This is a genomic window from Proteus sp. fly-1067, assembly GCF_040139345.1.
In the GTDB taxonomy this organism is placed as follows: Bacteria; Pseudomonadota; Gammaproteobacteria; order Enterobacterales; family Enterobacteriaceae; genus Proteus; species Proteus vulgaris_B.
In genome coordinates this window covers 1-1,472 of the sequence record NZ_JBEEUL010000043.1, presented here as the reverse complement: position 1 = coordinate 1,472, position 1,472 = coordinate 1, and the positions used below count along the sequence as shown (strand labels likewise).

Sequence of the window (1,472 nt, the reverse complement as noted above, 5' to 3'; positions counted from 1 at the left end):
TAAACATAATGCTTTTTGGTGAAAAATATTTTGGTAAATCTGCAAGTCTCATCTCGCCTCCGGTAATACTGTGTGATAATCATCATTCGCAGTTGTATATAAAACCCTGACACCATCCATCAGCCCGCTGACTACTTCCATATAGTTCATAATCTGCATTACACAGAAGTTAACTCGACCACCTGATTTGGATTTTAAATATCTTGCTTCTTCAATAGCTGCGATTAAGTCAGTGAACATTAAGCCACCTCCGAATATTGATCCTTTCGTCTTTTCTCATACCAACGGGCCCTACGAGTGAATATGGATTTCATTCGCTTGAGATATTCGATGTTGAATTTACGGACCGTGTTATCGTGCTCTAAACGAGTTACTCGCTCTTCGCCGATTTTATTGATGAGATTAATGCGATATGGAATGTGATTGCCTGACAGGTCCCTATTGCAGTGAACACAGCCAGCATGAATATTGAGTAGATTAAATCTTAAATGACTTGCCGAACCTCTAGACCTGTAATGACTAGCATCTACGGAACCACCTCTTACCCCATAATTTAAGGACCGCCCACAAGCAATACATGGTTGACCGTAGTCGCGCCAAAATATGTATTTATTTACTGCTGCCTGAGCCTCTTTGTTCCAGTCTGATTTTGTCTTTAGCTTTTCCTTTCGGATCCGCAATAACTTCCTTTCCTCAGACAAGCGTTTTTTACGGTCCTTTTCTTCGGTCCGTTTAATTTCATTTGAGGCGAATTTTATTGCACAAGATGTGGAACAAACTTTTTGAGTAGATAGGTAGGGAGTGAATTCTTTGTTGCAGACTTTACAGGTTTTGAGCTTCGGCTTTTTAGCCTTAGCCATACATCACCCCAAAATAACTCCAAGAATTAACATGGCGATAAACCATATTGCGATAAATTTTCCATAACGTGATAAATTGGCATTAAGCATTGGTTCAAACTCCTTTTGTGGTTTCTTTGGATGTTTATGTTTGTGTTTATATTTACTGCGATACCTCGGCATCTCCCTCTCCTTTGATTTTATCCATCACTTCCAAATGAGCGTATTCATCAGCACACTGAGCACACACATAAATTTCATCATCTGTTAACGGTCTATTGCATGATAGGCAGTTCATTGAACGCCTCGCTTTACCGCACGTTTAGCCTCACGTTTAATGGAAATACCTAGTCGCTCTAGCCACTCTCCGTATTTGAGTAGTGCTTCGGTTTCATCACTAATACGAGGGAATCCATCCATTTCAATATCTACCTCAAACTTTCCAAAGTTATCTCTGGCAATAGATATTTTCTGCTCTAACTTTGTAGTCTCGTTATTGTGAGTAACGTTATACTCCTTGAGAAATAGGTTTTCGTTTCTTTCAAACTTAACCAGCTCCATTTTTGTTGACTTGGTTTTCACACCCTCACCCCACCCAATAATGAATCAAACTTCATCAGCATCGGATTACCC

Annotated in this window: 5 protein-coding genes; all 5 read right to left on the bottom strand. The window is 39.7% G+C overall.

Annotation, left to right across the window (positions count from 1 at the left end):
• Positions 1 to 48: 48 nt before the first annotated feature.
• From ABN217_RS18935 to ABN217_RS18920, 5 genes are read right to left on the bottom strand one after another with little or no spacing between them, the layout of a single operon-like run.
• Entirely contained in the window at positions 49 to 240 is a 192-nt protein-coding gene (locus ABN217_RS18935; RefSeq protein ID WP_161770183.1) for a hypothetical protein, read from the bottom strand.
• On the bottom strand, positions 240 to 860 hold the full coding sequence (locus tag ABN217_RS18930; protein ID WP_349459805.1) for a recombination protein NinG: 621 nt from the start codon (positions 858 to 860) through the stop codon (positions 240 to 242). Before ABN217_RS18930 ends, ABN217_RS18935 begins: the two co-directional genes overlap by 1 nt.
• Positions 861 to 863: 3 nt before the next feature.
• The gene (locus ABN217_RS18925) at positions 864 to 1,022 is read right to left on the bottom strand and encodes a hypothetical protein (RefSeq protein ID WP_349459804.1); all 159 of its coding nucleotides are present in this window, start codon (positions 1,020 to 1,022) and stop codon (positions 864 to 866) included.
• Entirely contained in the window at positions 1,003 to 1,137 is a 135-nt protein-coding gene (locus ABN217_RS20760) for a protein NinF (protein WP_502935134.1), read from the bottom strand. Before ABN217_RS20760 ends, ABN217_RS18925 begins: the two co-directional genes overlap by 20 nt.
• The gene (locus tag ABN217_RS18920) at positions 1,134 to 1,421 is read right to left on the bottom strand and encodes a hypothetical protein (RefSeq protein ID WP_349459803.1); all 288 of its coding nucleotides are present in this window, start codon (positions 1,419 to 1,421) and stop codon (positions 1,134 to 1,136) included. Before ABN217_RS18920 ends, ABN217_RS20760 begins: the two co-directional genes overlap by 4 nt.
• Positions 1,422 to 1,472: the final 51 nt, after the last annotated feature.